Source organism: Novipirellula galeiformis (assembly GCF_007860095.1).
Classification (GTDB): Bacteria; Planctomycetota; Planctomycetia; order Pirellulales; family Pirellulaceae; genus Novipirellula; species Novipirellula galeiformis.
Genome location: NZ_SJPT01000004.1, coordinates 225,933 through 252,381 on the forward strand (window position 1 = coordinate 225,933; position 26,449 = coordinate 252,381).

The following is a 26,449-nucleotide window of genomic DNA, read 5'->3' on the forward strand; positions in this document are numbered from 1 at the left end:
ATGGAGACTCGTAACGGCGGGCTAATTCACGGCCGCCATCAGTCGATCCAACTTTGATTGCACTGCGGCCAATTGCGTTGCCACCCCATCATGCTTTTGCTTCATTGCCTCGGCGGCTTGCTGGGCCTTGAGCAATGCTTCCTGCAGTGCGGGCAACATTTTCTCCAGCTCCGCTGCTTCGGCGGTCTTAGCTGCCGCAGCCTGTTGATGGGTTGCAACCGAGTTATGCGTCGCGATCCGCTCGCGTCGCACGTTCACCAACTGGGTCAAGTGGCTGGCGAGATCTTGTTCCGCAGCGGCAATTGCTTCCAACTTGGCGACATCGCCGTTGGCTTGCACTCGGACTGCGATCACGGCGTCGTGTTTATCACGCGAGACATTGACCAGCGTCGGCAATTGTCCATCCAACTCCGCCGTCTTCTTGGTCGCGGCATCCGCTGCGACTTTCGACTTCTCGGCTTCCGCTTTCGCGGCAGCGATCTTGGCATTGAGTTCATCGATCGGCTTTTGCGCCGCCGCGACGGCATTCATCGCCGCATCCAATTCAGCCTTAATCGGCTGCAGTGTTTGTTGCATCGCCACCAATTGTTGCTCCACTACTTTGGCGCGTTCGGCGGCGGGCGGCGGGTTGGCTGCCAAGGACTGCTTCTCTTCGGGTTTTTCACTCAGAGCACTAAACACTTGGCCGTCCCAATCGCCGTAGATAACGCGGCTGCCATCGTGAGAGATTGCAGCTTGCATTACGTACTCGGCCACCGGTTGAAACTCGCGAATCAGCGTCCCGTTTGCATCCCACAGTTTGACTCGTTTGTCTTTGCCCGCCGTCACCAAGCGGCCTTGGTGGTCGAATGCAACATCGGTGACTCCGCCGCCATGAGCATTGATGGATTTGATTGCTTTGCCTTGGTTGACGTCCCAAACCTTGACGGTTCCATCATCGCTAGCGCTGGCGACGACATTAGAGTCATCGCGCCACGCAACCCCGTTGATGGCTCCTTTGTGATCGTTCAAATCCATATACAAGCGTCCGGTATCGGCTTCCCATAAACTGAGCCCGGCCGAACGGTCTCCGGATGCAATCAAGACTCCATCGGGGCTGTACGCTACAGTGTAAATCCAATCGGTGTGTTTCTTCAGATCGAACAGCAACTCGCCGTCGGTGGCGTCGTAAATACGCAACATTTTCTGCGGACCGCCCATCGCAACGCGCGACATGCTTGTGTTGACGTCAGCATCAAACACCACATCCAATTCATCGCCGACGGTCGCGACGCGTTCGCCAGTCTTCACATCGTAAATTGCCGCGATCCCCTGCAAAGAGTGCTCTCCACCACCAGCAATCAAGAAACTGCCATCACGGCTGAAACGCAGTGATTGAGCAATCCCTTCTGCAAACGGCAAAATGCCCAGCAACTCTGATGTTTCGCTGTGGTACAACGCAATTTGCTTTTGCCCCGCGATGGCGACCAAAGGGGCCCATGGGCTTGCTGCAATTGCGGTGATCGCGGAGGCGCGTTCGGTGACAACCGGAACCCGCTGCGGAATCGATTCCGGCATCGCTGCAGGACCTTCGGGTTTCCCAGCACTGCCCGCAACGAAGGCGAGCGTGTTTTTCTTTTTGGCCTTCGCCTTGGAACCGGAGTTCTCCAGAATCCCCCCTTCGATCCAAGCTTGAATGATGGCCAATTGTGCGGCGGGCAATTTATCTTGATTCGGCGGCATCACTGGGGTGTCGTCATGATTGATCAATTGCCACAAACGGCTCCCCGAAGGATCGCCATCATCGTAGACGACTTCACCACTACCGCCACCTTCGATCAAGGCGGTGTAGGTATCGAGGGCGAACCCCCCTTTCTTTTCACCTTGGTTGTGGCAGCTTGCACAATGCTGGCGAAAGATCGGTTTGACATCGTCGTCAAACGTAACCTTCTTGACCTCGGGTGTCGACTTCTCGTCCGCGGCGGTGCTAACACCGCAGGCCAACAACACGAACAAAGTGGTAATGGTGAATCGAGTCATAGCGATTGAAAATCGAGTTAAGGAGCAAATTTTCAGTGAGGGAACCATGAATAAGTCATTCGAATCAGTGATTGAATGCAAATTCACGACTATTGAGAACGGCCCAGAACACATCGGCCAACGCGGCCGTCATGTCGCCTTCCGCTGGAATCGTCGCTAACAACTTTTCCTGTTCCTCCGGAGTCGGTTTACGAGCGAGCGAGCGAATGTAGATTCGATCAATCACTTGTTCCTTGCTGAGCTTCTCGTCGTTGACCCATTTTTGAATCACCTTGCCCTGCTCAATTTTATTGGTCACCGAGCTACCGTTTAGCAAATGCAGCGCTTGTGAAAGGGATGGCGACGTGGTCGCTTCGCAATCGCAAGCGGTTGCTCTTGGCGACCGTCCAAAGGCGTCGAGGAAGTAGGTTGAGGTTGCCCCATCAGCGATCTGGACCGCCGAGGCTCCCAGTGGCAAGCCACGATATTTCTCGGGCGCTTCGGTGACTTGGCATAGGCAATCGAGCAAGCTTTCCGCTCCGATGCGTCGCACCACGGCATAGGCGTAGTTGCGACTGTCGTGAGCGTTCGTTTCGTTGGAAAGACTGCTTCGTTGATAGGCTTCGCTGTTGCAGATATCGCGAACGAGCGAACGCAAATCGAACTTGTACTCGACCAATTTATCGCCCAGCGTATCAAACAACTCTGGGTTACTCGGTGGGTTACTAATCCGAATGTCATCGACTTGATCGACCAAACCGACGCCCATGAAATGAGCCCAGATGCGATTGGAAATCGAACGTGCAAAAAAGGGATTCTCGGGACTGGTCAACCAATTGGCGACGACTTCCCGGCGATCCTTCCCTTTGGTGTCCGGAGCTTCCCCACCCAAGAATTTTGGCGGCACGGGTTTCCCGGTAACGAGATGGTTGACTTCGCCACCGAAGCGGTTGAAGACGACTCGTTCACGATAATCTTCGGCCTGCTTACGCCCCACTTGAGAGAAAAACGACGCGAAGCCGTAGTAGTCATTCATCGTCCAACGGTCGAACGGGTGGTTATGACATTGGGCGCACTGGGTGCGAATGCCCATGAACACTTGGGCGACATTCTCGGCCGTCTTAAGTGTATCGCGTTCGATCTCATAAAAGTTGGTCTCCGGCGAGGTGAACGTTCCACCGGTACTCGTCAACAATTCACGCACCATTTGGTCGATCGGGACGTTGCGTGCGAACTTGTCGGTCAACCAATTGGCGTACAAGAAGGCCGATTTGTAGCTGACGGTGTTGCTGCTCTTGATCATCAACAGTTGTGCGAACTTCATCGCCCAAATTTCGCTGAACTCTTTGCGTTCCAGCAAACGATCGATCAATTCGGCGCGTTTATTGGGCGCCGCGTCCGCGACAAATTGGTTGTACTCTTCTTCGGTCGGCAACAACCCGGTGATGTCGATCGTCACTCGGCGAAGGAATTCTTCATCGCTGCATCGACCGCTTGGCAGGATACGAAGCTGTTGGAGTTTTTTGCCAACCAATTGATCAATGTATTCGCCTTCAATCTTCGGCGCGGTGTACTGCAACTCGGTCGGTAGCGCCAACACCTGACTGCCCACCGTTTCCGTGATGAAGCGGGCCATCACGAAGGCTTCACCCCGTTGGCCAGCGGTCACGATCCCCATCGGATCGATCGACGCCGTGCTCGCGTTGTTGGAAGTAAACGCGGCCAAACGAGTGACGTCTCGGGTGGTGCCATCGCTATAGGTCGCCACGGCAACAAAACGCTGCTGAGTGCCCTCGCCCTCGATCACCGCTTGCGGCGGATAGATCGCCAGCGATTCGACTGCGGGCGGTTTGGCATCGGCCGCATCGGCTTTCGCTCCCTTTTGCAACCACTCTAAAATGGTCGCATAGTAATCCGAGTCGGTGTCAAATAATTTACCGCCCGTGTGAGGAACCGAACCGACCGCTTTCTTCAGAAACAGACTTTCTTCGGGAACCGCCAAGTTGATGCGGCGGAATCCAATCTCACGTGTGATCCGATAGTAATCCCCGTCGGGGTCGAACCCAAACAAGCTAACTCGGAACCCATCTTTGCCTCGAGCGGCACCATGACAGGATCCTGTGTTACAGCCCGAGCGCGTCAGCACAGGCATGATGTCTTTTTCAAAGCTGATCTCAGGCTTCGTCGATGCCCCCGTGACCACGACGGGAACACGAACCTCGGTGCCTGCATACGAGCCCACCAGTTCGGTGTTTCCATCGGCGACCGGGTAGAGCATGAACCCGTCACGACGCACCTTCGATTCATCGGCAATCACCCATTCCATTCGCTCGCTGGCGTCTTCGGTGATCCCATCGTCGCGACGTAGCACGGCGACAAAGGATTGGAAGTCCCGTGCCGAGCCCAGTTTAATCTCTGGAGGATAAACCGCGATCTCAGGCTTTTTCGCCGCGTTGGCGGGGGGAGTTGCTGACTCAGGCGCCGCCGCAACCGCAGGCAGCGCGGTGACCGTCGAAACGATGACAGCGAATGCGAGCCGTTCTAGATGTCTTTGAAATGGAAAGTTCATGCGAAGTTCCTCACTGAACAATAAATGCAAGCGATTGAATGGTGCGTGATACATCGGGCCCAAACGGTTTGCCTGAGCGAGGCATCCTTGATTACTGATTCTTCATCTGGCGAAGTTGCTCAAGCCGGCTGAGCGGCTTCGGCGCGGCGGGTTTGGCTTCCGCTGGCTTAGGCTTCTCGGCCACCTTAGCCGGCTCGTCCTTCTTGGGTGGCAAAGGTTTGTCGATACGAATTTCGCCCGTGCCGTTGGTTTGAAATATGACCTCATCCCCGACTTTGACTCGCGATTGGCAAACCATGGTTTTGTGGTTGCCCACCTTTGCATCCGCAGCGATCGTGATGGGGAAAATGACGCTGGTCGATTCCTTGGTAATTTTCTGGATCGGAGCGGAGCTGGTTACCCCGTTGGGGATGCCGACAAGCTCCACCTCGGCTTCACCTGGAAGATCCCGCAGGACTTCCAATTCGACCGCGACGGTGGCTTCGGTGCCCGTTTCCGCAGCCGCACGTTGGAAGGTGTATTTAAACAACTGCGGTTCAACGACCAACATGATTGGAGGCGTGGCAATTTCCGCGGTGCCGTTATCGGTCGGGTAACTTGCCACCATAATCACGGGCCAGGTTCCTACCGCAGCGCCGCCGTTTGCCGTGATCGGAATCTCGACTTCGGTTTGGCCTTTATCGATTTTGCGGCTATTGTTGACCGCAACCCCAGGAGGGTTATAGAGCGTGCGAAGCGAGACCGCCTCGTCGAACCCTTCATTCTTTTTGATCCGCACGAGCAGGCTTTTGTTTCCGTCGCGAACGATCGGGGTCTGCGGTTGTACTAATTCAATTTGGAAGGGAGCCGCATCGGTAATCGCGATCGCGGCTCGATCGGTTTCATAGCCCCACATTGGCCGTCGGTTTTGGCCGAGCACAAGCTGGTGCATCTGCTTGAGTTCCCCGGTAACGCCAGCGTTTGCTTCATCGCCTTTGCCACGGATATCAAACAGGGTGGCGGTATGAGTCGCGTCCGGCTTGGCCGTCAACAACACCGGAATCTCTCCACGCCCGGCAGGCATTGGAAACGTGCTCACCGTGATGTTTTCGGGAATTCCTTCCAACTCCATGTTGATTTCACCGTTGTAGCCACGTCGGGTCGCGTTGACCATCGCAGCAACTTGGCCCCCGATGGGAACCGAGATCGTTTCAGGATAATCGCGGCGTAGTTCGGCAAGCGACAAATCAAACTCATTGACGGCCGAGGCAACTTCGATTCGATAATGATGAATCGGGCTACCGCCACGCAGATGATCATAAATCCGAACGCTATGAACCCCATCGACGGCCGCAGCGAACTCGACAAACGGGTCAACATTTGTGCCCACATCATCCGACGACACCAATGTCTTGCCGTCGGGAGCGAACACGTTCAAGACCGCGTCCAAAGGCGAACGCAGCACGTTCCGAGCGTAAACGGTGACGCGAAAACGCTCCCCCTTTTTACAGGGGAAGGCAAAGCAATCGAAATCGCCTTCCTTTTCAATGACGCCACAAAACGCCGCAGGAACGGTCGACTCAGGCGCCTTGGCACGGTCGTCATTGGGCTCTTGCTCCATCACCACCGGCAACTCGTTCACTCGCACCCAGTTGGGCGACGGAGAGATTCCTTTTTCGTTTTCGGTGACAACCGCCCATTGATCATGAGCTTCGCTAGGCAGTTGAACCGACGCCTCCGTAACGCTGCCATCCTGGGCAATCAATTTGGCATTCAGCGTTGAACCGGGAACCCCGCCGCCGGGAATCGCAGCGACAGGTCTGGGGAAAGTTCCCACATGCAATCGGTAGTGAGCGAGGCCACTTCCACCAAACGAACTATCTCGCACTAGAACCGTGTAGGTGCCGTCCTCGGTGGCCGTGAACGAACACGCGCCGTCTTGTTGCAACAACGCCGAGTCGTCACTGCTGGCGACTTCAAAACGACCCTCATTCAAAATGGCAATGTAAGGGTCGAGGATATTCTGGTTATTGAGTGAATACGTTAACCGCAGCCCTTCAATTTCAACATTCAGCGTATCGCCCGCCTTCAACTTGACTTGAAAATGATCGACATCTTCTCGCTCGACCACGCCCTCCATGGTCGAATTCAATTCGATCACCTGGGGCGCATTAAAGTCATTGTTTGGCTCGACCTCTTGAACCACGGGCATCGAACCGACCCCCAAAAGTCTCAGGTTCGCGACCCCACTCTTGGTGACCAAACGAACGGGGTACAAACCGGGAGCGAGTTTTTCATCCGCCTTCAGCTTGACTTCGACCTTGGCGTTATCAAGCGGCTTGACTTCGAGAATCGTAATCCCGGGGACATCGGTCAGCACTTGATGTGCGTCTTTGAGCCGTGCACCTTGAAAAACGACGGTAACCTCTTCGCCACGACGAACGCCAAGCGGGGACAATCGCGTCACTTGAGGAAGCGCCGCCAGCGAACTAGACGCGATCACCGCGGTGAGCAAAAGGGGAACGAATACGTTGACTTTGAATCTTGAATTCACTTGAGCAACCGATTGGAGGCGGGTTCGTTAAACACAAAGCGGCCCGCAAGGACCGCCTTCAACTTTGCAGCGAAACGATGCCCCTTTTCGGCGTCCCATTGGCCACCGATACTTCAGCATGATTCGCTGCGAGGTGGGCGAGTAGTTTAAACCATCAAAGGTTCAATCAACTTGCCACCGTCGACGATTTCGATCGGCCGACCACCGGGAGCCATCAACTCTTTGTCAGCCACAATGCCAAGCAAGCGATACATGGTGGTTGCCAAATCTTCAGGCGAAACCGGATTTTCCTCTGGCTCAGCTGCGGTCGAGTCCGAGGCACCGTAAATCGTGCCGCCCTTGATCCCGCCACCGGCCAACAGCACGCTAAATACCTTCGGCCAATGGTCGCGACCGGCGTCCTTATTGAGTTTAGGGGTTCGCCCAAACTCGGTGGTCACCATGACAAGCGTTTCCTCAAGCATGCCTCGCTCGGACAAGTCGTCCAACAACGCCGACAAGGCGACGTCAAACGCCGGAACTTGACTACGAATCGAGCTCGTCATATTGACGTGCGAATCCCAGCTACCATAAGTCATGGTCACCAAGCGGGAGCCCGCTTCCACCAAACGACGAGCCATCAACATTCGTTGGCCCGCCGTGTTGCGACCATAACGATCACGCAGCTTGGCGTCTTCTTTTTCGATATCAAACGCTTCACGCGCCGCCGGAGTATTGAGCATATCGTAGGCACGTTGATAGAACGTATTCATCGCCTCGATATTGTCCGCCTGAACCGCCGAGGTGAATTGGTTGTTCACCACTTCGAGCGCCGACTTACGCCGAGCAAATCGCTCTTCATCGACACCACTAGCAAGACTCAAATCGCGAACCTTAAAGTTGCCTTGACTTGGATCCGAACCGAGAGCAAACGCTCCGTAACTGCTCGGCAAATACCCCGTGCCGGCATATTCGGTTGGCACGTTGGGAATACAAATGTAAGGAGGCAGGTTGTTACGCGGCCCCAACTCGTGACTGACGACCGATCCAAAGGAAGGGTACTGAAGCGCGGGACTCGGCTTGTAGCCGGTGAACATGTTGTGAGTACCACGTTCATGAGCCGCTTCACCGTGGGTCATCGAACGGATGATACTAAACTTGTCCGCACGCTTTGCCAGCTGAGGCACCGACTCACAGAACACTTCGCCTGTGTTCGTCTTGATCGTCTTGAGCTCGCCCCGATACTCCAAAGGACTATAGGGCTTGGGATCAAACGACTCCTGCTGCGCCATTCCGCCGGGCAGGAAGATGTGAATTACACTCTTCGCCTTGGCTTCGACAAAGTCATACTGCTTCATTTCCGCGGTAGCTTGACGCATCAACAATTCGGGCAACGAAAGCCCGATTGTGCCGAGCGTTCCAGCCGCAAGAAAACCACGACGACTAAAGGGATTTCCGTGACAACGCATGTTTCCAATTCTCCGAAATGAGAAAACGTCCAACGTAATTGAAGGGCTTCGAGCGATTCGGCTTCGAGTGCAAATCGCCAGTACGGTCTATTCTCAAAGCGTGCGAAGTGATGCTCACCTGATTCATCACGTCTTGCTCATGGGGGGATGACACCGCCAGCGAATCAAAAGCGCCGATAAGGATGTCGGATTTAGGTAGGCCCAGATCCTCAAAACGACTTCCATCAAAGAAGTGCAACGTCTCAGGCTCTAGTATATTTTGGGGTGGGAAGGCTTACAGTGAACCTTATTAAGAAGCGGAATCTAGCATTATAAATCCCGCAACGATGCCGATTGTATCGAAAAAGTGGCCTGCCGTCAATTATATTCTGGGGGGAGCATCGCCATCATTGTAAGGGAAACACGCTGACACCGCCTTGTGGTGCCCAAAACCGGGCGGATTGGGCCCGCCACGCAGAACCGCTGCAAGCGGAAACTCCCTAATGCGAGCAATCGCTAAAGATGTGCTAGCTAACGAGATCGCTTTACGATTTGCTTCAGGATGCGGAGCATTGCAGCGGTCTCAACCTGAAGTTTTTTCAGTAAAGTGGCAAGCTCATCACGTCGCCCCTCTTTCGCACACTGCTCGATTTCCCGCGCCAGCGAATAGACTTGATGGGCAAAAAAGAGGTTTGCGGAACCTTTCAATGTGTGAGCGGCACGGCCAATTTCCGACAATTCCCCCTCGGGGATGGACTCAACCAGAGTCTTCAGCAGCGACTCGCACTCGCCAATAAAGACCTCAGCCAATCGCCGAACGCCACGTTTTCCCCCAGGGATTCGTGACTCAGCGGCATGCAGATCAAGAATGCTCGCATCCTCGAGATCCTCAAGCTCCGCCAACGGATCCTCGGCGGAGGACGCACCACCTCTAGAGAGGGGATCTCCGATCTGACTCGACGCCAGTCCAGGGGACACCCGGTTCGTCAAGTCCTGCGTTGCATCCGCTTCGGCTGGGACGACCGCGTCGGCGAAGCGAAGCAATGTTTCTTGTAAGCGGCGAGGGTGAATCGGCTTAGACAGGAACGCGTCCATTCCCGCGGCGAGGCACGCATCGACATCTTCTTGCATCGCCGCGGCCGTCAATGCGATGATCGGGATGCGGGAACCGGGTAACTGTGACTTCTCGTATTCGCGTATGCGTTTGGTCGCTTCGATCCCATCCATCACGGGCATATGCATGTCCATCAGGATCACATCAAAAGGTTCACTCCGCCAGCATGCGACCGCTTCTTGACCATCGCTGGCGATCTTGAATGGATGCCCCGATGCCCGTAGCATCCCTATCGCAACTTGCTGATTGGCCAGCCCGTCTTCGGCAACAAGCACTCGCACCTGCGCCGTCGGTGGTAAAGTCGGCTTGAGAGGTTCCGCGGGTGATTGATGGATCCCAAGAACGCCCACGATGGTGTCGAGCAATTCGGACTGAACGACCGGTTTGTTCAAATAGCGAGCGATATTGAGTTCACTCAGTCGCGCCGAACTCTCAGGAAAGTTCGCCGATGACAACATGATTAAACGTTCGGTGTAATCGGGAAACTCGTCTCGAAGTCGCCGCGCCAATTCGAAGCCGTCCATGCTCGGCATCATGCAGTCGAGCACGACGAGCGTGAACGGTTCGCAACGCAATCGCGCTTCACGAAACAATCGCAAAGCACTCTCGCCTCCATCAGCAAGCGTCGCCTCCAACCCCCAGACCGAAAAAATCTCCTCCAGAATTCGGCGATTCACAGGATTATCGTCGACCACCAAGACGCGAGTGCCTTGCAGTTGGCTGAGATGCCCCTGGAGCGGGCCGAGATGATTGTCCGGTAGCGTCGGTGGAGGCGCAATCGTGAACGGCGCGGTAAACTCAAACGTCGTCCCTTTGCCGAGCTCGCTTTCGACTTGCAAGGTTCCTTGCATTAGCTCGATCAGTTGACGCGAGATCGCCAGCCCCAAACCGGTACCACCAAAGCGACGGGTCGTCGAAGAATCCCCTTGGGTAAAGGGCTCAAGCACCGATTGGAGCTGATCATTGGCGATCCCGATTCCAGTGTCGGTCACTTGAAATCGAAGCCAAACGGGAACCGACTCGGCCTCCGGTCGATGAACAGTCGCTTGCGGAGCGTCCGTCCCCGCGGCTTTACTGGTCTCGGCCCTTGGCGACACGTCCACATCCACAAAGACATGCCCGGCTTCGGTAAATTTGATGGCGTTACCGATCAAGTTCATCATCACTTGACGCAACCGTCCAGGATCACCCAGCAAGCGAGCGGGCACGTCCGGCGCAATACGACAAAGCAATTCCAAGTTCCGTTCGGACGCTTTGACGGAAAGGGTTTGCCCGGTCTTTTCAATCACCTCTCGAGGCGCAAACGGAATCGACTCGAGTTCGAGTTTGTTCGCTTCGATCTTAGAAAAATCGAGGATCTCGTTGAGCAGCCGCAGCAGGGAGTCGGCCGAATCGCGCACCAGCGTGTTGTAATCACGTTGCTCAGGAGTCAAATCCGATTGAGCCAGGAGTTCGGACATGCCAATGATCGCATTCATTGGGGTACGAATTTCGTGACTCATATTGGCTAAGAAATTGCTTTTCGCCGCGTTCGCTTTAGTGGCGACGTCGCGAGCTTCGCACAGCTCATGCTGTGATTTGGTTAACTCGGTGATGTCGCGAGTAATCCCAAACGTCCCAATGATTTCCCCCGCTTCGTCTCGCAGCGGCATCTTGGTCGACATGCACCACGTGTCATCGCGATCCGCCCACGTTTCGCGTTCGATGCGGTTAATGAGCGCTTCCCCACTCCGCATCACCTGCAGCTCATCCTGCCGCGCGACCAAGGCGTGTTCGGACGTAAAAATGTCGGAGTCCGATTTCCCAATGACGTCGTGCTCTCCCTCCATGGCGAACTTTTTCGCCATCGCTTTGCTGATCCTTAGAAAGCGACTTTCGGTGTCCTTGAAATAGATCGAATCGGGAATGTTGTCGAGCAGGGTGTTGAGCAGACTTTGCTCGTACTGCAATTCCTTTTCTGCTCTGATCCGCTCGGTAACGTCCCAAAACATCACCTGGATTCCCATGACTTTGTGCTGGACATCCAAGATCGGGCACTTCAGTCGCTCGATCCAGCGGGGGCTGCCATCGGGCGAAACCGCTTCTTCGATGTCGTGAAGCGCGGTGCCTTTTCTCATCACCACTTGATCGTCGGCGACGTAACAAGCGGCCAGATGGACAGGAAAAAGATCGAAGTCATTTTTGCCAAGAATCTCGTCGAGCGTTTTACCTCGCACCTCCAGATATTTCTTGTTAGCAAATAATCGGCGACCTTCGGTGTCTTTGATCAGCAAACTGACGGGAAGCGCGTCGGCGAGCGACTGGTACGTTGAACGCGCGTCGGCAAACACACGACCGAGGAATCCACTGTCCTGAGACATAAACTGCAATTAACTCCCAACTAAAGCATTGTTTTATGCTTCACTCATGATGGCACAAAATCATCATCGAGTGTCAGAGTTTGCGCGAACGTTGCTAACAATTCCGCAATATGATCGATATCGGACAACGAGATCACCTCGACGGCCGAGTGCATGTAGCGATTCGGAATCGCAACCAATCCCGTCGCGACCCCTCCTCCATGCGTTTGCAGGACGTTGGCATCATTGGGGGTCGCACGCCCCACCGCAGCCATTTGATACGGGATCGAATGCTTCTCAGCGAGCTCCACCAAACGCTGGGCCACCTTTGCGTTGATATTAGGACCACGAAAGATAACGGGGCCTCCGCCAACGCGAATATCGCCCTGCTGTTGCCGTTCGATGGTAGGGCAATCCGATGCATGGGTCACGTCAACCGCGATCGCAACGTCAGGGTTGATGCTGCCGGCGGCGGTTTTGGCGCCACGCAAGCCAATTTCTTCCTGGACCGTCGAGACACTGTGCAGGTGACAACGAAGCGAACTCGCCGCAGACGCCGAACGGCGCAGCGCTTCCATCACCGTCCACATCCCCGTTTTGTTGTCCATCCCTGGACCACTGACGCGATCGCCTAGCAGCGGACGATAGGTCAAGTTCAAGGTGACCGGATCGCCGATGCGAACCAACTGTCTCGCTTGAGCCTCATCTTTCGCTCCGATGTCCAGCCACATTTCCTTGAGCTGGACGACTTGCCCCTTCTCTTGTTCGGTCAACAGATGAATCGGCTTTCGGCTGATCACGGCAGCGACCGGCCCCTCCGCAGTCCAAATCGTCATCCCTTGGCCAATCAATTGCTGAGGATCCCAGCCCCCGATCGTTTGGGCGTACAAGAACCCCGATTCATCAATGTGTGAAATCAGCATTCCAATCTGGTCACAATGCCCCGCGTACATCAGCCGCGGTCCCGATAGATCGCCCACGCTCGCAATCAAGTTGCCATGCACGTCGGTGCGGACTTGATCGGCGAACGGACGGATGTAGTCACCGATCAGCCGCTGGATCGGCTCTTCATACCCCGAGGGACTCGGGGTCTCGATGGCTTGGCGAAAGAACTCGCGGGCGGCGTCTTGCATCAATATTGCTTTCAAATTTCGATGATTGCTATCAAGTCAATGGATATGAATCAGCGAGCGGCGCTGCGTTGATTCAACCTCAGGGCGTGTAGAATGAACGATTAGAACGAACGATCGCATGAGGGGAACGGTGAAGTTTTCATGATCACGTGATGCCACCAACTTGAGCCAAACTGGAAAACAGGCGAACTTTCCATGGTTTTTGCCGGCGTATTTTGAACTCAATCCGACGCTCCGGGTCACCCAGGGTACAGAATTCGATCGACCCTGAAAAATTATTCCTGGTTGATTCTGCACTCGGTTTTGAGCCGCATCGCATGCGGCCAATGTAGCGAAAGCGTGAGAAACGCGTGAGTTTTGGCAACCCAGGCCCTGCGGGCGTATCAGTCGTCAAAACGCTCTTGACATGCGAAACCGTTGATACTGCTTTTTCATGATCAAACGCACTAAAGAGTTGACCCCGTTTTACTCGACATTAACTCTCGGATCGAGGTGTCTTTTCTTGACGCGTTTGAGGTTGTGAAGGTTTGGCTTGCCAGAACATCACCACCCTCCTCTGCGAAGAGCAACCAAGACACATGCCTTGATCTACCCAGGGGGGAATCTGGGAAACGCTTCTGCTGAAACCGGGATGCAAATGGCATCGTTGTTTGAGTGGTCGCGAGTATGACCTGAGCGTCAGCGGTTCCTGCAATCCAAGACGCGGAAGGGTGAGTGTTACTTCGGCACTCATCACGACCGTTTTTGGACTCAGCGATCGGTGACGTTTTGTCAGCACGACTCGCAGCTTCTAACCCCTGAAAAACGATCTCATGAAAATGAGTTCGCCTAAATTTTAATAAACAAACCGCGAGGAATCCCGCTCGGTAAGCGTCGCAGGATGCGAGCCGGCTGGCCCGACCCAGCGTTAATCATGACTGTAGCTTTGTCTTCGTAACCCACTACGAGCACAAAACGCCCGATTCAGGACCGGACGTACAGAAAGTGAAGGACGAATAAGGCCGCTAGATCAATGGTTACCGACGCACCATTGGTCGAGGGAAAATTAAACGAGGCGTTATGGAGTACCTAGTATGAAGGTCTTCACAACTGGACAGGTCGCCAAGATCTGTAAAGTAGCACCCCGAACTGTATCTAAATGGTTCGATTCGGGACGATTAAAAGGTTATCGCATTCCAGGATCTCAGGACCGACGCATTCCGCGTGAGTACCTGATTAAGTTCTTGAAGGAACACGGTATGCCCTTGGGTGACTTGGAAGACGAAGCGATGGCTAAATGCCTGATCGTCGCCCAAGACCAGGTGCTGATCGAGAACCTCAAGCGTGAACTTCCACCCGAAAAAGCATTCAAAGTGGCTGTCGCCGCGAGCGGTTTCGAAGCGGGAATTCAAGCGGAAAGCTTCAATCCAGACTGTATCATTGTCGACTTCTCGATCGGTAAGATCGAGGCGGTTCAGATTTGCCAAAATCTGCGCAAGAACATCGACTTCACCGATATTGTCCTGATTGCATTGCTTCCCGACGATGGGCAACCGATGAGCTTCGACCGAAGCAGCATCAATGAGACGTTCAAGAAGCCATTCGACGCGCACTTGCTCGCCGAACGCTTGCGAACTCTCGTCGGAAGCAAGAAAGAATTGGTCTAATCAGCAACCCAAGGCGGCTGATAATCCAATCGGTCCGCCGCTGATTGACGATCCTGAATGCCTCGTCCAAGACGTCGCACACCATCCCGCGGTGTGCGACGTTTTTTTATGCGCCCACCTCATACGGCATCCTCCCTCCGGCGGCACACCGGCATCACGAATCTTCGCCGACTCGGTGTCACCGGGACGTGATGCTGCGATCGAGGTGTGCTATTTTGAAGCCGCGATCGGTTTGCGTGCTCTCTCGTTGCAGGTTCAGACCGTTGCAGGTTCAGACCGCTGCAGGTTCAACCTGTTTTCAACGCACCTCCGTGACCTGTCGAATCGATCCGTATCGGGTCGATTCGTATTTTGGAAACGCTCCACGCTCGCCATAGGAAGCGACCTTGTCTCATTTTGACCCCTCCGGCAACGCCCACATGGTCGATGTTTCGGCCAAACCGATTACGGTCCGCGAAGCGATCGCTACGGTCGAGATCGAGATGGCAGCGAACACGGCTGCCGTGATCCAGAGCTCCAGCGCCGCCAAGGGGGATGTGCTCGCCGTCGCACGCCTGGCCGGAATTCAAGCCACGAAACTGACGTCACAGTTGATTCCGTTGTGTCACGCGATTCCCATTGAATCGGCCAGCGTTGATTTCGACTGGAGATCGGCTAGTCCACCGTCACCCGATCAAACGGTGCTGCAATGTCGTGTTCACGTGCGAACCTCCGCCAAAACAGGCGTTGAAATGGAGGCCATGACGGCAGCGTCGATTGCCGCGTTGACGGTCTACGACATGGTCAAATCAATCGATCGATCGATCGTGATTGGCCCGCTCGTCTTGGCAGCAAAATCGGGGGGCAACTCTGGGGATTTTCGCCGCTCGGACCACCGCGGCTAATCGCAAACCTCTCACAGCGAGGCGACTCAACCCAACGCGGGCCCCACCTGTTGGGCTATCGGTCCCCGACGTTTGAATTCGCCAACTCACGGCTCGATTCGCCTACCTGCTGCCCCCGTCGCTCCCGCCAGAAGAGTGATCGAAGCCCAGCCACGATTTGCGACCGCAAAGCCCCCCTCTCGCCAAAATTCGCTTTAGTCGCCAAGCTATGCACGCAATTTACATCGACGCTAGGTTCGCAGCGGGTTGCCTACCCAGACTCCCTGGGGAGGGAGAGATTGTTGGTTGCTTCGCATGCTCAATTGCGGTTCCATGGGAATGTGGGATGCCGCACAGGCCTCTTCTGTCCTATTTCACTCACCGGTTTCGCCGAAATGGATTCGACTTCGACCCTCCGCGCTGCTCAATTGAAGACGCCGACGGAAACTCACGCCGCAGCCAGCGAGACGGAATCCCGTGGGAATTCCCCTCCCCGCGTTTCCTCCGCACAAATTGCACAGCTCTACGCCCCGATCGCGTCGGAACTTCGGCTTGTCGAAGAACGCTTCCAACAAGAACTGCAGTCGCCTTACGAGTCACTCGCCCCGCTGCTTGAGCACGGAACCCAATTGGGCGGAAAACGGCTACGACCTGCGATGCTATTGTTGGCAGCCTCGGCGGTTGGATCGGTGAGCGAGGACCACATCGTGTTGGGTGCCGTGATCGAAATGGTGCACACGGCCACGTTGATCCATGACGATATCCTCGACGAAGCCGAAACGCGTCGTCACGTCCCCACGGTCAATGCCAAGTGGAACAATCACACCAGCATCTTGCTGGGCGATTACTTATTCGCGCAAAGCTTCCGCTTGGCCGCAACCCTGCCCTCGACGGAAGCGTGCCGATGGATTGGTGAAGCTTCTCGTTTGGTTTGCGAAGGCGAGATGCGTCAAGTGTTGAAGCGTGACGTGTTGGACATCGACGAGGCGACGTACATTGAAATGATCCAAGGCAAGACGGCGGAACTTTGCCGGGTGGCTTGCCAATTGGGAGCGAGATTTGCCGACGGTACGCCCGAAGTTACCGCCTCACTCGCTGAGTATGGTAATGCGATTGGCATCGCGTTCCAGATCGCCGACGACTACCTCGACATCTGGGGAAGCGACCAACGCGTGGGCAAAACGCTGGGGACAGATCTGGAACAAGGCAAAATGACGTTGCCCATCATTCGGCTCTTACAGACGGCCGATGATACCCAACGCACCGAAATCTTGGATCTGCTTTCTCACTCCGACCATCGCAGCACCGAGAGCATCATGCCTTGGCTCGCTCAGAGCGACGCGCGTGAATATACGCAACAGACCGCGTTGGCCTATCAACATCAAGCCATCGCCGCGCTTGAGGTGTTAGCGGATTCCGAGGCCAAATCATCCTTGATCGCGATCGCTGAATTCGCAATCAACCGGCGGTTTTAGCGCGTAGTACCACAACGAACTCAGCGAAAGGATCCCTCCGGCAACCAAGGCCACTTGTCCTTAGAGCAATTTGAGAAATGACGTAGGTAAAAAAGTAGCTACGTTCGCCAGAACGTGGTCCACCGCGAACGCGACGTAGCTACATCAAAGATGGAAATGCGTTAGACGAGTTCCCAGCGACCGATTTGGCCATCTGCCAAGTCGACGAAGTACATCTCCCCATCGACCCCTTGTCGCATATCGACGACATATTGAGCACCGGTGGTGAAGACCGAAATCTCCGTCACCTGGCCATCGGCGTTGACCGAAGCGCGTCGCACGATGCCTTGGCCTAGATCGTTGAAGATGATGTCGCCTTCATAAAGCAGTCCAAGATCGCCGCCGCGAATCACATCTCCCATCACGATGGCGTTAATGCCGTCCCCGGCATGACTCAGCGCAATGATCGCAGGATCTGCCTGCGCTCCGTTGGCCAAAAAGGCTTGGCCCGAGGGCAGGTCTAAGTAGCCACCCGGAGTGACGATGTTGTACCCCTGGCCTCCTTCGTAGTAGGGCCATCCAAAGTTGGTGCCCGGATCGCCCGTATTGATTTCTTCCCAACGGGTCCACCCGACATCGCCGATGAAAAGGCGTCCGGTGGCATCATCCACGGCGATCCGGAACGGATTCCGCAAGCCGAGCTGATAGACTTTCGATCGGTTTGCATCCGCATCGCCGCTGAAGAATGGATTATCGGCTAAGCCTTGCCCAGTGATCGGGTCGATTCGTAGGATTTTCCCAGACAAGCTATCGATATCTTGCACGCGAACCGCCCTCGGGTCCATTTGGTTGTAGCTTGCTCCGTCACCGATCGAAACAAACAAACTGCCATCGGGAGCGAACTCAAGCGATGCAATCGTATGCGTTGTGCTATCGCTGTTAATAAAGTCGCGGATGTACGACCCATCAGGATTTTGCCCCGCCGGACGCTCGGCCATATCGACGACGCTGTTGGTAAAGCCATTGAAATTGGCCCACGTGCTCGCGCCGCCAAGCAGAATCGTCTCCGAACCGGCAACCATCGTCGTGTAATTGGTTCCCGCATCCAAGGTGATTCGCATCAATCGCCCAGCGCGGTTGCCGAGCCCATCGGGCCCCGCGTACCGGTCGCCTACATGATCCCAAACCTCCGGTGGGTCGTAGGTGTAGAGCAAATACATGTACGGACTGCTTGCCAAATCAGGATGCACGGCGACGTCAAGCAGTCCACGATCGGAGTAATGGTTCACCATCCCGGAAATATCAATGATTGGCGACGCCACCAATTGGCCATCGCGGAACACCTTGACGACCCCCGCCTTTTCCGACACATACAGATTGCGTCCATCGGCAGACCAATCGATTGCCGTCGGTTGAGCCAAACCACTATGAACGATTTGAGTGCGAATTTCTCCGCTCGGAAGGACCGGCGGATCGGCGATCGGCGTTTCCAAATTCAACCACCACGATTTGATCGCATGTCGATTGGGGCGGTCATAGTCGGAAGCGGAAAATCCGACGTACATTTGGTCACCGACAACTTGGTCTAACGCGACGGTTGCTTTGACAACAGCCAACCCAGGCTTGTCGGAGGTCTCGGAGATATACACCGCTAACACATTGCTGATTCCGTTGTAGTCGACCCAAGCGTGATAAACGCCGCCCAAGTTAAGGTTGATCGGTGCGGGAGCTTGAGCGAGCGGATTTTGAATTTTCCCGTTGACCACGATCGCAATCTCATCGCTGTACTTATCAAACCCGTTCTTCCAAGTATCGAGTTCGATCGCGATACTATTGCCGATTCCGTCGTACCCGATTCCGCTCGCTCCCCGGCCGAGCGCCTCTAGACCCGCAGCGGAATTTTGCAGCAGGAACGCGATACCATCGGCTCCTCCAGCACCCGCTCCCCCATCCATTTGGAACGTAAAGCTGGTTTGGAACGAAGTGTCCTGGGTGACCGAGACTGGCGTTGAAAAATAAGCCGATCCGCGTTGGTTGGCAGTCTCCGACGTGAGTTGCAGATTCCCCCCGGTAACCGTAGCGTTCCCATTCACGTTGATAAACTGTTGCGAGTCAAAGTTAACAAATGAAGGCAGGGGTTGTTCGTCGTCGATCAGCGTAATAATCGCGGTTCGCGGTACGCCGATCTCCGCGTCCACCGGATTGTCGATACTAACACTAAACGTTTCCGCGCGTTCTTCGAGCGTATCGTTCAAGATCGGAATGCGAATTTCGGCGTAACGTTGCCCGCTAACGAAGTTCAGGGTTCCCGTCGTACGCAGGTAATCGCTTCCATCGATCGCCGTTTGATCGTAGGTTTGATAATTGATTGAGGCTGCCGCAGTGGCATTGCCGGTGCGCACCACGCCGACGATCGCTTCCCCGGCCGCTTCGGAAACGGTGACCTGGGAAGTTTGCAAACTGAACGTTGCCGGGCCGTTGTTAGCGGGATCCGTGGGCTGATCGAGGTTCATCGACCAGGAGAGGATTCGGTGGGCATTGGGTTGATTGTAGTTACTCGCAGAGAATCCCGCGTACAACTGATTCCCCACCACGTTTGGTAAATCGACTTGAGTCGTCAATACCGCCGTTGCTGGCTTCTGGTTCGTGCTGGAGACGTAAACGGAGAGCGTATTGTTCTCCCCGTTGTAGTCGACCCATGCATACCCCACCGCGCCCGAGTTCAAATCGAGAGGGGAAGCGGCGAAGGCAATTTGATTGTGAGTGTCGCCGTTGAGCGTGACGGCAATCTCGTCTTTGAATTGATCCCAGCCATTTTTCCAGGTATCAAATTCAATCACCACGCTGTTGCCGATGCCTCGGTAGCCGATCCCGCTGCCATATTGGCCCAACGCATCGCTGCCTTGCGGTGAGTTTTGCAGCACCAGGGTGAATCCATCGGCACCATTGGGGCCCGCGCCCCCAGTAATCTCAAATGCAAAACTGGTTTGAAACGAAGTGTTATCGTGGACCGCAATCGGGCTGTTGAAAAACGCGGTGCCGGCTTGGTAGGTCGCCTCCGAAGTGAGTTGCAACTTGCCTCCTTGGATCGAGGCACCGCCATTGAGATTGATGGGATCACCGCTGCCAAAGCTGGCAAAACTTGGCAAGGATTGTTCGTTGTCAAGGATCGTGACGGTCGCCTTTTGGGGGCTGTTCAGTTCAGCACCGACAGGGTTCGACAACGAAACCGTAAAGGATTCGAGCAACTCGGCATCCAAATCGTCGAGAATCGTGATGGCAATTTCTACCACGGATTGATCGACGCCAAAATTTGCGATCCCGCTTTTCGCGGTGTAGTCGTCGCCAGCGGTGGCGGATTGATTCTGGGTTTGGTATTGAATCGATGCGGCTTGCGACAAGTCGCCGGTTCTACGGATCCGCAGGATCGCTTGACCTGCATTTTCGTTGACGGTGACTTGATTGTTCTCAAACACAAAGGCACCTGCCGGTGGCTCGGGCGCCGTGCCATCGACTGTCATCGCCCAGGAGAGAATTCGATGAGCATTAGGTTGATTGTAGTTACTCGCAGAGAATCCCGCGTACAACTGATTCCCCACCACGTTTGGTAAATCGACTTGAGTCGTCAATACCGCCGTCGCTGGCTTCTGGTTCGTGCTGGAGACGTAAACGGAGAGCGTATTGTTCTCCCCGTTGTAGTCGACCCATGCATACCCCACCGCGCCCGAGTTCAAATCGAGAGGGGAAGCGGCGAAGGCAATTTGATTGTGAGTGTCACCGTTGAGCGTGACGGCAATCTCGTCTTTGAATTGATCCCAGCCATTTTTCCAGGTATCGAATTCAATCACCACGCTGTTGCCGATGCCTCGGTAGCCGATCCCGCTGCCATATTGGCCCAACGCATCGCTGCCTTGCGGCGAGTTTTGCAGCACCAGGGTGAATCCATCGGCACCATTGGGGCCCGCGCCTCCAGTAATCTCAAATGCAAAACTGGTTTGAAACGAAGTGCTATCGTGGACCGCAATCGGAGTGTTGAAAAACGCGGTGCCGGCTTGGTAGGTCGCGTCCGAAGTGAGTTGCAACTTGCCTCCTTGGATCGAGGCGCCGCCATTGAGATTGATGGGATCACCGTTGGCAAAGCTTGGGAAACTTGGCATCGCCTGTTCGTTGTCATAGATCGTGACGGTGGTCGTCGAACGAGTCCCCAGCACCCCATCGGTAGGATCACTGAGCGAAACGATAAACGACTCGGCCGACTCCGTCTCAAGATCATCGAGAATCGAGACTTCCACTTGGACAACGGCTTGATTGGCTGCGAAGGTTGCGATTCCGCTCACAGCGGTGTAATCACTCCCAGCGGTTGCCGATTGATCAATGCTTTGGTAAGCCACCGACGCCGCTTGGGAGATGTCCCCCGAACGCTTGATCTGCAGTTGCACTTGCCCAGCCGACTCCCCCACGGAGAGTTGGCTGGGTTCAACGTTAAACGTGCTCACACCGCTGGTACCATCGTCGTCTTGAATCTCCATCGACCATGAATGGATTTGATGCGCGTTAGGCGCGTTGTAATTCCCTGCCGTAAAGCCAGCGTAAAACTGGTCGCCAACGATCGCCGAGAGGTCGACCTGAGTCGTCAACGATGCCGACGCGGGCTTGGTGTTCGTATCAGAAACAAACACACTCAGCGTCTGTGTTGCTCCGTCGTAGTCGATCCAAGCGTAGCCCACCGATCCCGAATTCAGATTGATTGGTGACTGAGCCGCGGCGATTTGATTGCGAAAGTCGCCGTTGAGCGTGACCGCGATTTCATCGTTGAATTGATCCGATCCGTTTTTCCAAGTATCGAGTTCGATTGCGATGCTATTGACAATCCCTCCATAACCAAGTTGCCACGCATTGCCCCCGACCGCGGCTGCAGCTTGGGGGGAATTTTGCAGCACGAACGCGAGACCGTCTGCCCCACTCGCCCCCGCACCGCCGCTCATCTCAAAGGAGAAACTGGTTTGAAACGAAGGGTTCTCGGTGACGGTGACCGGCGTGGTGTAGAAGGCCGATCCAGCCTGATTTTCGGCCGCTGACGTCAATTGCAGCCGGCCGTCGCTTGTGAAGGATGCGCCGGCGTTGAGTCGAATTGGATCGCTTGCTGAAAAGCGATCCAGGTTCACCAACGATGTGTTGATCGGCAGCGTATGCTGGTAACGGCCCAGAACGGTTGCTTGGAATGCGAGTCCCGACTCGATCGCTCCGATCGTCTTTTCCAGGGCCCAGTTCCCCCCCTGGGCTCTCGCGCCGGTCAGATCAATCGACGCGGCCACGTCCGCGCCGGTTAGATTTGCGATGCTTCGCAGCAACGCTTCCCCGCCACTGCCCGCCCCCACTTCACAACCGTACAGCAAAATATCCGCGCCGGGCGCGAGTGCAAACGACCATTTCGCCAGCTGGTCGGCTCGCGCGTTGATCGCTGAGGCATCGAGAATTTGGCCCGATAGTTTTAATTGCCCCGAACCACCGTGACTGACCAAGTGGATCGACGCCACATTTTTTCGTGTCGAGAGCGTCTCGGTGATTTGCGAGATCGCATCCTGGTCGGCTGACATCAGAATGACTTCAGCGCCCGATGCGACATTTGAAAAAAGGCTGCTATCGGCAACGTCCGAATCGACGAAGACGATGCTGTGGCTCGATTCCACATGGTCTGCAAGCAACACACCCTTTTGGGGTTGATCGTCCCCTGCGCTGTTGTGTATTGCTTCTACTTCAACAACGTCGACGGAGGTGGCCACGGCTGCGGCAGCGTCGCCTGCAAGCAACAATCGTGGTTCAAGCGCAGCAAGGCTCCACGACAGGCGGTCGCGACGCTTCATCCCATTGCGGGCAGCGGACAGAATACGGCGACGTAGCGAGGACTGCATGAGATTCTACTCCAAAAGGCCAACATTGAACGGAGAGAGATTTCGAGCGAAGCGAAGAACGCAACTGCGCCCCAATTTTGCGAACTCCAGAAAAACCCCTCTACAGAGCCAATAGAAATTCAACGTACGGCTAAAGTCAAGCGATTTGTTCAAGCGAACGCCTCGATTTAGACGAACCGTCTAGATGGACTCAAACGTTAGCAAACGCACAATCGCTAACTTCGGACCCCCACTCGTTTCGTATTCATTACGCCCCCGCTCGCTATCGCAAATTCGCCTGCATCCTCCAAGTGAGACATGAATGTATGACTACGTAATCGTTGGTGCCGGGTTCTTTGGCTCGGTCTTCGCAAGGCAGATGACCGACGCCGGCGCTAAGTGTCTGGTGATCGAAAAACGAAGCCACATCGCAGGAAACTGCTACACGGACGATGTCGATGGAATCCACGTACACCAGTATGGTCCGCATATCTTTCATACCAATGACGAAGGCGTTTGGAACTTTGTCAATCGATTCGCACGCTTCAGCCGTTTCAGCTACCGTCCCAAAGTCAACTTTCGCGGCCGGATGCTCTCGTTCCCCATCAATTTGACAACCCTGCATCAACTTTGGGGCGTCAAAACGCCTCAAGAGGCGGAGCGGCGTTTGCAAGCGGAACGAATTCCTATCGAAAACCCCGCCAACCTCGAAGAATGGGTTTTGTCGCAAGTCGGACGCGAGCTCTACGAGACGTTCGTCTACGGCTACACCAAAAAGCAATGGGGCCGCGAACCCAAAACACTGCCGAGTTCGATCATTCGGCGACTCCCGATTCGCTTGACATGGAACGATGACTATTTCAACGATCGATTTTGTGGGATACCCGAAGGCGGTTACACCCAATTATTCCAAAAGCTGTTGTCAGGAATCCCGGTCGAGACGAACGTGGATTTCCTTGCCGACCGCTGCCGATTTGAATCACGCTGTAAACAAGTCGTCTACACCGGACCACTCGATCGATTATTCGAGTACGAACTCGGAGCGAATGATTGGCGAGGCTTGCGATTCCAACATCAAGTCATCCAAACTGCCGATCACCAAGGAATCGCCGCCATCAACTACACCGATGCCGAAACGCCCTACACACGATCGGTAGAACACAAGCATTTCGATCCCGTACAAAGCGATCACACCGTGATCACCCACGAATATCCTGCGGATTGGCAGGTTGGCGACGAGATGTATTATCCGGTCAACAACGAGCAGGGCGAGCAGTTACAGCAGCGTTATTTGGCAATGCTTCCCAAAAATTATTTAGTGGGTGGTCGCTTAGCGACGTATCGCTACTACGACATGCACCAAGTGATCGCTTCGGCGTTGCACTTGGCGACAAAAGAAATCGCACGGGATAAAGGGCGGGTGCTGCGAACATCGGCGCATCCTCCCCTCACCCGCCGTGCCGCGTAGTGGAGCGCATCATGTCGAAACAGCGGATGGAGAACGCCCGACGGCTTTACAAACACGGGGCAGCGGATATCACGCCGCTCGTGTTCCGCGCGCCTCGCGATCCCAAAGCGGTGCGATTCACGCGAAGCCCGCGTTCCCTAACCGAGGCAACCATGCTTCCCGCTCTCTCCGCTGAGAATCAGGCAGCGCTCCGTCTGCTTCGTCAACGATATCGCTGGCCAATCACACGCCCCAATTTGGATCCGATCGATTGGAGTCTCGATGGCGGTGGTCGTTGGATGGTGAGCGAACTAATCCAGCGAAACGAGATTAACCTGATCTTAGAAATCGGTTCGTTTCTTGGCGGATCAATACGCAAGTGGTTGGCGGCATCGCCCACCGTCAATGTGGTAGCCGTGGATCCATGGCCCGCTTGTGGGGACCTCGAACAATTTGCTCGGGAACAGGGACAAAGCGAAGCGACCGCTCAACAGCTTGGACGCGAGAACGGTTTCTACCAAACCTTTTTGGCCAATTTATGGGACAACCAAGACCGCGTGATCCCGGTCCGAGAGTGTGCGCCTGCGATCCTGTACGAGTTGTCAGCGATCGGCCTCGCACCGGATCTCATTTACTTGGACTTGGACCCTGTCGGAAACGAGTTCGAACTTTGCCACCAACTGTTCCCCAACGCAATCATGACGGGTGACAATTGGCATTGGCGAAACGAGTCGGGTGAGTCCCCCATTCGCAAACCGATTTATGATTTTTGCCAAACCCATTCTCGCTATCTCAAAGTAGAGCGTGCAACTTGGATCATTGATCATGAGCCACCGTCCTTGGCATTCCAAATCCGCTCGTTCCGCCGTGCCTTGAAAGCAAAATGGCGAGCCAGACGCGATGCAAAACACAACCCTCCGGAGAATCAACGTGCCGCATAACCACCGTCAAACCGATCCACGTGCCGAGACCGCGGTCCCCGTGGCCACGCTGGCCAACCGATTGTCCACCCTCAAGAATCGATTGACGGGCAAACCCAATGTTTGTCCGCTTGGGGACTACCCCAGCACCATCGTCGATAGCCAGGGCTGCGAGTTTGGCTACGAAATGTTCTATCACGTTCCGTATGCCTACCATCTCGCGAAAAGGGGATGCTTGCAGCGAACGGTCAGTTGTCTGGGGACCCAGTGCTTCTACTATTTCTCGCCTGACCATCGCGAGGTGTATGACCGCCGCAAGCTCGTCAAATACCTGGACTCCATTGCCCAGAAACCTCACCAGAGCCCCGCTGCCAATCGTTGGGAACCACCAGACTTCGCGGGACATTATCGCAATACGGTCGACTTTCATTTCCCCAAACCTCCGTTGTTGATCTTCAATAAATACAACACGGAGTGGGACCACCCGCCCGTCAATTTCTTGTCCCCCCAACTGCTCGACCGGGTCGTAGAAACCATGAGCGAGCGTTTCAGCATTGTCTACCTGCGACCGACGACCCACATCGTTCATGATCACATGCCGGTCGGGGACCTGAACGAGAAAACGCGACTACGTGAGCAAGGCGTGATCCTCGCCGAGGAATTGTACGAACACTTCTCGCATCTCTCCTTTAACGAATTCCAGCTCGGTTTGTTAGCAAGATCTCGACATCGAGTTGCCGTCCAAGGTGGCACGTCGTACTTGAATGCACTGTTTCCAGGCCAATTGAGAGTGTTGCATCGTTTCGGTGGCGAGCAAATGTACGGCAACTACAACGATTTCCCACGCATGGGAGTCACCGATTTCTCGGTTCACAACAGCGAGTTTGAGCTGCTCGAGCAACTCGAAGGATTCAAGCAACTCGACCGCAACGCCGCCTGACGGCGTCCCCATGGGATTTGTCATCCCCACGGTCTTAGCCTACGGCGCTGAGCGTCATCCAACATGAACCATGTCGGGCTTTGCGTCCCCCCGGCGGTGACCTCGCTCCTCGGACGATGGAGCTTGGGCTCTCTCGCCACAGCGGGCATCGTCAAAACGCGATTGCGCTGCCGCC

At 55.1% G+C, this 26,449-nt stretch carries 13 protein-coding genes; 6 read left to right on the plus strand and 7 right to left on the minus strand.

Annotated features, from left to right (window positions below; genetic code table 11):
• Positions 1 to 21 precede the first annotated feature (21 nt).
• The 6 genes from Pla52o_RS11800 to Pla52o_RS11825 form a co-directional block, all read right to left on the minus strand.
• On the minus strand, positions 22 to 2,019 hold the full coding sequence (locus tag Pla52o_RS11800; protein ID WP_231612274.1) for a c-type cytochrome domain-containing protein: 1,998 nt from the start codon (positions 2,017 to 2,019) through the stop codon (positions 22 to 24).
• A gap of 64 nt (positions 2,020 to 2,083) precedes the next feature.
• Positions 2,084 to 4,567 carry a DUF1549 and DUF1553 domain-containing protein gene (locus tag Pla52o_RS11805; RefSeq protein WP_146594828.1) on the minus strand — a complete coding sequence of 828 codons (2,484 nt, stop codon included), beginning with the start codon at positions 4,565 to 4,567 and terminating at the stop codon, positions 2,084 to 2,086.
• A 91-nt stretch (positions 4,568 to 4,658) separates the two neighbouring features.
• Positions 4,659 to 7,100, minus strand: a complete 2,442-nt coding sequence (locus tag Pla52o_RS11810) for a PPC domain-containing protein (protein WP_231612275.1) — start codon at positions 7,098 to 7,100, stop codon at positions 4,659 to 4,661.
• Positions 7,101 to 7,246: 146 nt separating this feature from the next.
• Entirely contained in the window at positions 7,247 to 8,548 is a 1,302-nt protein-coding gene (locus tag Pla52o_RS11815) for a DUF1501 domain-containing protein (RefSeq protein WP_146594829.1), read from the minus strand.
• Between the two features lie 510 nt (positions 8,549 to 9,058).
• Positions 9,059 to 12,001, minus strand: a complete 2,943-nt coding sequence (locus Pla52o_RS11820) for a response regulator (RefSeq protein ID WP_146594830.1) — start codon at positions 11,999 to 12,001, stop codon at positions 9,059 to 9,061.
• A 44-nt stretch (positions 12,002 to 12,045) separates the two neighbouring features.
• Positions 12,046 to 13,113, minus strand: a complete 1,068-nt coding sequence (locus tag Pla52o_RS11825; protein ID WP_146594831.1) for a M42 family metallopeptidase — start codon at positions 13,111 to 13,113, stop codon at positions 12,046 to 12,048.
• A 1,073-nt stretch (positions 13,114 to 14,186) separates the two neighbouring features.
• On the opposite strand from Pla52o_RS11825, the gene Pla52o_RS11830 reads away from it, so the two are divergent.
• From Pla52o_RS11830 to Pla52o_RS11840, 3 genes are all read left to right on the plus strand, one after another.
• The gene (locus Pla52o_RS11830) at positions 14,187 to 14,759 is read left to right on the plus strand and encodes a helix-turn-helix domain-containing protein (protein ID WP_040770725.1); all 573 of its coding nucleotides are present in this window, start codon (positions 14,187 to 14,189) and stop codon (positions 14,757 to 14,759) included.
• 386 nt (positions 14,760 to 15,145) lie between these two features.
• Positions 15,146 to 15,643, plus strand: a complete 498-nt coding sequence (moaC, locus tag Pla52o_RS11835) for a cyclic pyranopterin monophosphate synthase MoaC (RefSeq protein WP_146594832.1) — start codon at positions 15,146 to 15,148, stop codon at positions 15,641 to 15,643.
• Between the two features lie 374 nt (positions 15,644 to 16,017).
• Positions 16,018 to 17,097 carry a polyprenyl synthetase family protein gene (locus Pla52o_RS11840; protein WP_146594833.1) on the plus strand — a complete coding sequence of 360 codons (1,080 nt, stop codon included), beginning with the start codon at positions 16,018 to 16,020 and terminating at the stop codon, positions 17,095 to 17,097.
• Positions 17,098 to 17,258: 161 nt separating this feature from the next.
• Here the strand turns inward: Pla52o_RS11840 and Pla52o_RS11845 are convergent, their stop codons facing one another.
• On the minus strand, positions 17,259 to 22,988 hold the full coding sequence (locus Pla52o_RS11845; RefSeq protein ID WP_146594834.1) for a Calx-beta domain-containing protein: 5,730 nt from the start codon (positions 22,986 to 22,988) through the stop codon (positions 17,259 to 17,261).
• Positions 22,989 to 23,289: 301 nt separating this feature from the next.
• On the opposite strand from Pla52o_RS11845, the gene glf reads away from it, so the two are divergent.
• From glf to Pla52o_RS11860, 3 genes are read left to right on the plus strand one after another with little or no spacing between them, the layout of a single operon-like run.
• Entirely contained in the window at positions 23,290 to 24,435 is a 1,146-nt protein-coding gene (gene glf / locus Pla52o_RS11850) for a UDP-galactopyranose mutase (RefSeq protein WP_146594835.1), read from the plus strand.
• An 11-nt stretch (positions 24,436 to 24,446) separates the two neighbouring features.
• Positions 24,447 to 25,355, plus strand: a complete 909-nt coding sequence (locus Pla52o_RS11855) for a class I SAM-dependent methyltransferase (protein ID WP_146594836.1) — start codon at positions 24,447 to 24,449, stop codon at positions 25,353 to 25,355.
• A complete protein-coding gene (locus Pla52o_RS11860) occupies positions 25,345 to 26,274 on the plus strand; it encodes a hypothetical protein (RefSeq protein WP_146594837.1) in 930 nt (309 codons plus the stop codon). Before Pla52o_RS11855 ends, Pla52o_RS11860 begins: the two co-directional genes overlap by 11 nt.
• Positions 26,275 to 26,449: the final 175 nt, after the last annotated feature.